6 protein-coding genes are annotated in these 6,950 nt (G+C 72.7%); 5 read left to right on the plus strand and 1 reads right to left on the minus strand.

Features of this window, described 5'->3' with window-relative positions; genetic code table 11:
* Positions 1-188: 188 nt before the first annotated feature.
* The 3 genes from C1I93_RS26730 to C1I93_RS26740 all read left to right on the plus strand — a co-directional run bounded on the left by C1I93_RS26730 (position 189) and on the right by C1I93_RS26740 (position 2,504).
* Complete coding sequence (locus C1I93_RS26730; RefSeq protein WP_420811718.1) at positions 189-497, plus strand: hypothetical protein; 309 nt, start codon at positions 189-191, stop codon at positions 495-497.
* A gap of 34 nt (positions 498-531) precedes the next feature.
* Entirely contained in the window at positions 532-1,536 is a 1,005-nt protein-coding gene (locus C1I93_RS26735; RefSeq protein WP_111246051.1) for an aldo/keto reductase, read from the plus strand.
* Between the two features lie 68 nt (positions 1,537-1,604).
* Positions 1,605-2,504: a TIGR01777 family oxidoreductase gene (locus C1I93_RS26740; protein ID WP_111246046.1), complete on the plus strand. Its 900-nt coding sequence runs from the start codon at positions 1,605-1,607 to the stop codon at positions 2,502-2,504.
* A 192-nt stretch (positions 2,505-2,696) separates the two neighbouring features.
* On the opposite strand, the gene C1I93_RS26745 is transcribed toward C1I93_RS26740, so the two are convergent.
* Entirely contained in the window at positions 2,697-3,956 is a 1,260-nt protein-coding gene (locus C1I93_RS26745) for an extracellular catalytic domain type 1 short-chain-length polyhydroxyalkanoate depolymerase (protein ID WP_111246047.1), read from the minus strand.
* Positions 3,957-4,396: 440 nt separating this feature from the next.
* On the opposite strand from C1I93_RS26745, the gene C1I93_RS26750 reads away from it, so the two are divergent.
* A complete protein-coding gene (locus C1I93_RS26750) occupies positions 4,397-6,214 on the plus strand; it encodes a DUF6311 domain-containing protein (RefSeq protein ID WP_111246048.1) in 1,818 nt (605 codons plus the stop codon).
* A 118-nt stretch (positions 6,215-6,332) separates the two neighbouring features.
* Positions 6,333-6,950, plus strand: a 618-nt coding sequence (gene lipB, locus C1I93_RS26755) for a lipoyl(octanoyl) transferase LipB (RefSeq protein WP_111246049.1), incomplete at its 3' end; no start/stop codon positions are given.

The raw sequence follows: 6,950 nt of genomic DNA on the forward strand, positions 1-6,950 counted from the left end.
CCCCTGGAGGTACCAGGTGCCACCGTTGCCCCATCCCGACGACCCGCTCCCGCACCCCGCCCCTGGCCCGATCACCCGCACCGCGACCGGGCCGGCCGTGACCGGGCTGACTGTCCACGGTCGGGCTGTCCGCGTACCCGATCGAAGGTGCTGACGTGACCACGGCCCGGCGGCCCGGCGACGAGCCGGTGCCGCGGCGATGTCGGCCGGCTCCACCTGACCCACGGCGGGCCACGGCGGTGATCTCGCACACACCGCTGCGGCCGCTCTGGTGCTGCCGGGCCTGCGCCGCGCCCTGGCCCTGCGGCCCGGCGCGACTCGCCCTGCTCCGGGAGTACGCCCAGGACCGGGTCGTGCTGCTCATCCACCTCGGTGGCCTGCTGCACGAGGCCGCCGGCCACCTGCACACCCTCATTCCGGACGACGAACCGGACCCGAAGCGACTCTTCGACCGCTTTCTCGGCTGGGCGCTGATCCACCGATCCGCGCGGGCTTGACTTCGAGTGCGCTCTAAACGGAATGCTGCTCGACATGACGATCACTCGGTTACTGGGACGCAGCGGGATCAAGGTCAGCGCGATCGGCCTGGGGTGCTGGGCCATCGGGGGCCCGCTGTGGGGTGACGACGGGCAGCCGCTCGGCTGGGGCGAGGTCGACGACAACGAGTCGGTGCGCGCCATCCACGCGGCGCTCGATCACGGGGCGACCTTCTTCGACACGGCGAGCAACTACGGTGCGGGACACAGCGAGCGGGTGCTCGGTCGGGCCCTCGCCGGTCGGCGCGACGGGGTGGTGATCGCCACCAAGTTCGGTTACACCACTGACGAGGCGACCCGCCGGGCCCTCGGCACCGACCACAGCCCGGCGTACGCGGTGGAGAGTCTCCAGACGTCGCTGCGCCGGCTCGGCACCGACCACGTCGACCTGTTCCAGCTGCACCTGGGGGACCTGCCGCCCGCCGTCGCGCTCGACCTGGTCGACACGCTGGAGGCCGAGGTCACCAAGGGCACCATCCGGGCGTACGGGTGGAGCACCGACGATCCTGCCTCGGCGGCGGCCTTCGCGGCGGCGGCCCCGCACTGCGCCACGATCCAGCACGACCAGTCGGTGCTGCGGGACAACGCCGAGATGCTGGCGGTCTGCGCGGCACATGACCTGGCCAGCATCAACCGGGGGCCGCTGGCGATGGGTCTGCTGACCGCTACGACCCGGTCGCTGGGCGACGACGACGTGCGGGGCCGGGCGCCGCAGTGGCTGAGCTGGTTCACCGACGGCCAGCCGACGCCGGAGTGGGCCGAGCGGGTGGCCCGGGTGCGGGCCGCGCTCACCGCCGACGGCCGTACCCTCGCCCAGGGTGCCCTCGGCTGGTTGCTGGCACGCAGCCCGCGTACGGTGCCGATTCCCGGTTTCCGCACGGTGCGGCAGGTCGAGGAGAACCTCGGGGTGCTCGCCCTCGGCCCGCTGCCGGACGACGCGTTCGCCGAGGTGGAGCGGATCCTGGCCGAGCTGCGGTCGGCCGGCGACGGACCGGCGTAGCGCCACCGAACAGGCAGGAAACCGGGCCCACCCGGGCGGGCGGCCCCGGGTACGGCGAAAATGTCAGCATGCGGATCCTCATGGCCGGTGCGTCCGGCTTCCTCGGCACCCGGTTGGTCGACCAGCTCGTCGCCGACGGCCACCAGGTGACCCGGTTGGTGCGCCGGCCGCCGCGTACGCCGGACGAGCGGCGGTGGCAGCCGTCGGCGGCGCAGCTCGACCCGGCGCTTGTCGCCGAGGCCGACGCGGTGGTCAACCTGGCCGGCGCGGGTGTCGGCGACCAGCGCTGGACCGAGCGGTACCAGCAGTTGATCCGCTCCAGCCGGGTGGACACCACCAGCACGCTGGCCATCACGATCGCCGGGTTGCCGGCCGCCGACCGACCCGAGGTGTTGGTGAACGCCTCGGCGATCGGCTGGTACGGCAACACCGGCGACCGGGTGGTCGAGGAGGACGCGCCGGCCGGTGAGGGTTTCCTCGCTGACGTGGCCCGGGTGTGGGAGGCGGCGACCCGGCCGGCCGAGGACGCCGGGGTGCGGGTGGTGCGGCTGCGCACCGGCCTGCCGCTGCACCGCGACGGCGGGCTGCTCAAGCCGCAGTTGCTGCCGTTCAAGCTGGGCATCGCCGGCCGGCTCGGCAGCGGGCGGCAGTGGATCCCGTGGATCTCGATGGTCGACTGGCTGCACGCCACCACGTTCCTGCTGGCCCGCGCCGACCTCGCCGGCCCGGTGAACGTGGTGGGCCCGGCACCTGTCACCAATGCCGAGTTCACCCGGGAGTTGGCCCGGCAGCTGCGCCGTCCCGCGATCATCCCGATCCCGGCGCTGGCCCTGCGGGTGGCCCTGGGCGGCTTCGCCCAGGAGGCCCTGACCAGCACCCGCGTCCTGCCCGGGGTGTTGAACCGGGCCGCGTTCACCTTCCGCCACCCCGACCTCCCCAGCGCCCTGCACGCCGCCCTGCACGACTGATCCCGTCGGTTCTTTCGCCGGTGCTCTGGTGCCTCCCGCCGGTGCCTCCCGTCGGTGCTTTCGGTGGTGCTTTTGGCGGTGCCTCCCGCGGGTGCTTTCGGTGGTGCTTTTGGCGGTGCCTCCCGCGGGTGCTTTCGGTGGTGCTTTTGGCGGTGCCTCCCGCGGGTGCTTTCGGTGGTGCTTTCGCCCGCGTCAGCAGCCGATGACCCAGTGGTTGGGGTCGGTCTGCCGCAGCGTGCTCGTGTAGAAGGTGTTGTAGAGGCCCATCCGCTGGTTCGAGCCGTTGGCGTAGGCGTAACCGCCCGATTGGTACGCGCGGCCGGCGGCCACGTGGGCGTAGTTGCTTGCGGTGACGCAGGTCGGGCTGGCGGTCGGCGTCGGACTCGCCGTCGGGGTCGGGCTCGCGGTCGGGGTCGGGTTCGCGGTCGGGTTCGCGGTCGGGGTCGGGCTGGCCGTCGGGGTCGGTGCCGGGCCGCCGTCGTTCAGGCCGAAGAAGAGCGCGTCCCGGTACGCCGAGCAGATGGTGTCCAGGAAGTACGCGGCGGCGGTGCCGCACTGGTCCGCGCCGCTGCCCGGATCGACAGGGGTGCCGTGCCCCATGCCGGAGACCCGGTAGACCCGGACGACGTCGTTGCCGTACACCTCGAGTGTGGTGTTCGCCGGCAGCTGCGTGGTGCTGGTGGGGGTCTGCGCCACGCCGAGCACGTTCGTCCACTGGTCGCGGGACTCGGTGGCGTTCGCCGTGGCCACCGTGTAGTCGGCGGTGCCGTGCCAGATGGCCACCTTCGGGCGTGCGCCGGAGTAGCCGGGGTGGGCGTTGCGGACCAGGTCGCCCCACTGGGCCGGGGTCTTGTCGACGCCCGGACTCATGCAGGAGAACGCATTGACCATGCTGGTGGCGCAGCGGTGCGGGACACCGGCGATCACCGAACCAGCGGCGAAGACCTCCGGGTAGGTGGCGAGCATGGTGGCGCTCATCGCCCCACCGGCGGAGAGTCCGCTGACGTACACCCGGTTGGCGGCCGTACCGTAACTGGACTGGGCGTGGTCGACCATCTGCTTGATCGACAACGCCTCGCCCTGACCCCGGCTGGTGTCGCCGGTCTCGAACCAGTTGAAGCAGGAGCTGGAGTTGTTGGCGGAACGCTGCTCCGGCAGGATCAGCGCGAACTTCCACTGGTCGGCGTACTTCTGCCAGCCCGAGTTGGCGAAGTAGCCGGCGGCGTTCTGCGCGCAGCCGTGCAACAACACCACAGCGGGGGCACCCGACGGCAGGTTGTCCGGCCGGTAGGCGTACATGGCGAGGTTGCCGGGGTTGGAGCCGAAGCTGGTCACCTGGGTCAGGGACGCGGCCTGGGCGGGAGCGGCGACCGACACCAGCGCGGTGGCGGCCAGGGCGAGGCCGGCCAGCGCGCCGGTCAGGCGGCTGGTCAGGGTACGACGACGGCGCACGGAGACCTCCTAAGGTTGTGAGCTGGGTCACCGATAATTGCCGTGACGTTACGCAGACGTGTCGCGACTATGACATGGCGCGGACGCACACATTCGTCGATGCCCGGATGTGGCACCGCAGCCCAGCCCGCGCACGGCACACGGCGCATCCGGCACGCGGAGCGGGGCGCAGCGCAGACGGCGCGCGGCGCAGACGGCGCGCGGCGCAGACGGCGCGCGGCGCAGACGGCGCGCGGCGCAGACGGCGCGCGGCGCAGACGGCCCGCGGCGCAGACGGCCCGCGGCGCAGACGGCCCGCGGCGCAGACGGCGCGCGGCGCAGACGGCGCGCGGCGCAGACAGCGCGGGCGTGTTAATAGGGGGCCCCTTACCTACACGAGGCGTTAATAGGGGGCCCTTCCTTGCACCGGGGCGGAGGGTGTGGTTGGTAACGTCCGCTAGGTGCCCACCTCCCCGTCCGTGGCGTCCGCGCCCGCTTCGCCGCCGCGGGTCGCCCGTGACCGTCGCACCGACCTGATCGTGACGCTTGTCGCGCTGGCCCTCGCCGTCTGGGTGACGAGTGGGCTGTGGCGGGATCCGAACGGCCGCGCGATCACCGTCAACTCCAGTGACCAGGCGCTCTTCGAGTGGCTGTTGGCGTTCGGCGGGCACACCGTGACCCACCTGCAGAACCCGCTCTTCACCTACCTGATCAACGTTCCGGACGGGGTCAACCTCGCGGTCAACACCTCGATCACGGTGTACGCGGTGGTCTTCGCCCCGCTGACGTACCTGATCGGGCCGCCGGCCACCTTTCTGGTGATCCTCACCCTGAACCTGGCCGCCACCGCGGTCGCCTGGTACTGGCTGCTCTCCCGACACCTGGTCGACAGCCGGCTGGCCGCCGCGATCGGTGGCCTGTTCATCGGCTTCTCCCCCGGCATGGTGTCGCACGCCAACGCCCACCTGAACTGGACCGCCGGCTGGCTGGTGCCGCTGCTGGTGTGGCGGGTCTTCGCGCTGCGCCGAACCGGGCACTGGTGGCGCGACGGGGTGCTGCTCGGTCTGCTCGTCGCGGTCGCCTTCTCGATCGCGGCCGAGGGTCTGTTCTTCACCGCGCTGGCGCTCGGTGTCTTCGTCGCCGTCTGGGCGCTGCATCCCGCCAACCGGGCCGAGGCGCGGGCCGTGCTGCCGTCGTTCCTGCGCGGGCTCGCGGTGACCGCGGTGGTCGCCGGAGTGCTCCTGGCCTATCCGCTCTGGCTGCACTTCGCCGGGCCGCAGCGGTTCCACGGCACCGGTTTCGACGCGGTGATCCACTCCGAGGACATCGCGGCGTACGCGGCGTACCCGCGCCGCTCGCTGGCGGGCGAGGCGGGTTTCGGCACCTCGCTGGCACCGAACCCCACCGAGGAGAACTCCTTCTTCGGGTTGCCGCTGCTGGTGCTCGCCGTCGGCTGCTTCGTGCTGGTGTGGCGGCGCGCCGACCCGGGCCGCCGGGCCACCCTCTGGGCGCTCGGCGTGCTCGCGGTGGTCTTCGGCACGCTCTCCTTCGGGCCGGTGGCCAAGGTGGACGGGCACCGTACCGACCTGCCGATGCCGTTCGACCTGTTCGGGCACCTGCCGGTGGTCAACGCCGCGCTGCCGGCCCGGCTCGCGCTGGTGGTGACCCCGGTGATCGGGCTGCTGCTGGCGTACGCCGTGGATCAGCTCCGCCGGCAGCCACCGCGCCGGGCGGCGGCGGTGGCCTGGACGGTGGGCTTCGTGGTGGCGCTGGTGCCGCTCTTCCCGACGCCGCTGCTGACCATCGAGCGCGAGCCGATCCCGCGTTTCATCACCTCCGGTGCGTGGCGGGAGTACGTCTCCCCGGGCGGCACGCTGACCCCGGCCCCGCTCACCCTGGACGTCTATCCCGACGGTCAGCGCTGGCAGGCGTACGCGCTGGCGAACCGGCAGGGTGAGTTCGCCATCCCGTCCGGCTTCTTCCTGGGGCCCGGCGGTCCCGACGACAGGGGTCGGATCGGGCCGGTGCCGCGTCCCTTCGGCGCGCTGCTGGACCAGGCGGCCCGCACCGGTCTGCCGCCGATCGTCACCGAGGGCACCCGCGAGGAGGTCCAGGCCGACCTGGTGCACTGGCGGATCGAGACGGTGGTGCTCGCCGACGAGGTGCACGGCGCGAAGTGGCCGGTCGACGAGGACGCCGTCCGGCGTACGTTGACCACGCTGTTCGGTGAACCCGAGCGGGTCGAGGACGTCTGGCTCTGGCGGGTCCAGCAGCGGTGACCGGCATCGGCTCGCGGCGGGCTGCAGGTGACGGCATCGGCTCGCGGCGGGCTGCAGCGGCGGCGAGTGGGCCGGCTCACCGGCGGTGACCGGCGGGTACGGGTTTAGGCTGGCAAGCGTGACCGCGACGACCTCCGGCCTGACGGCCGTGCCCGCCGGTGTCCTCGACTACCCGACCGCCTGGGACGAGCAGCGTCGCCTGCACGAGGCGGTGGTCGCCGGCGAGCGCGGCGACACCGTGCTGCTGCTGGAGCATCCGAGCGTCTACACCGCCGGCAAGCGCACCGAGCCGTGGGACCGGCCGGTCGACGGCACCCCGGTGGTCGACGTGGACCGCGGCGGCAAGATCACCTGGCATGGTCCGGGGCAGCTGGTCGGGTACCCGATCCTGCGCCTGCCCGACCCGGTCGACGTGGTCGCGTACGTCCGGCGGGTCGAGCAGTTGCTGATCGACGTCTGCGCCGAGTTCGGCCTGTCCACTGAACGGATCGAGGGACGCAGCGGAGTCTGGGTGCCGGCCGACGACCGGGGGCCGGCCCGCAAGGTCGCCGCCATCGGCATCCGGGTCGCCCGGGGGGTCACCCTGCACGGTTTCTCGATCAACTGCGACTGCGACCTGGCGTACTTCGACCGGATCGTGCCGTGCGGCATCCGCGACGCGGGGGTCACCTCGCTCACCGCCGAGCTGGGCCGCCCCGTCACCGTCGCCGACGTACTCCCCGTCGCCACCCACCAC

The sequence above is a fragment of the Micromonospora endophytica genome (assembly GCF_003236305.1).
Lineage (GTDB): Bacteria > Actinomycetota > Actinomycetes > Mycobacteriales > Micromonosporaceae > Micromonospora > Micromonospora endophytica.

What these genes read in the sequence shown, in the direction of transcription:
- C1I93_RS26735 (WP_111246051.1), top strand. Translation starts at nt 532, where the DNA reads ATGACGATCACTCGGTTACTGGGACGCAGCGGGATCAAGGTCAGCGCG.
- C1I93_RS26740 (WP_111246046.1), top strand. Translation starts at nt 1,605, where the DNA reads ATGCGGATCCTCATGGCCGGTGCGTCCGGCTTCCTCGGCACCCGGTTG.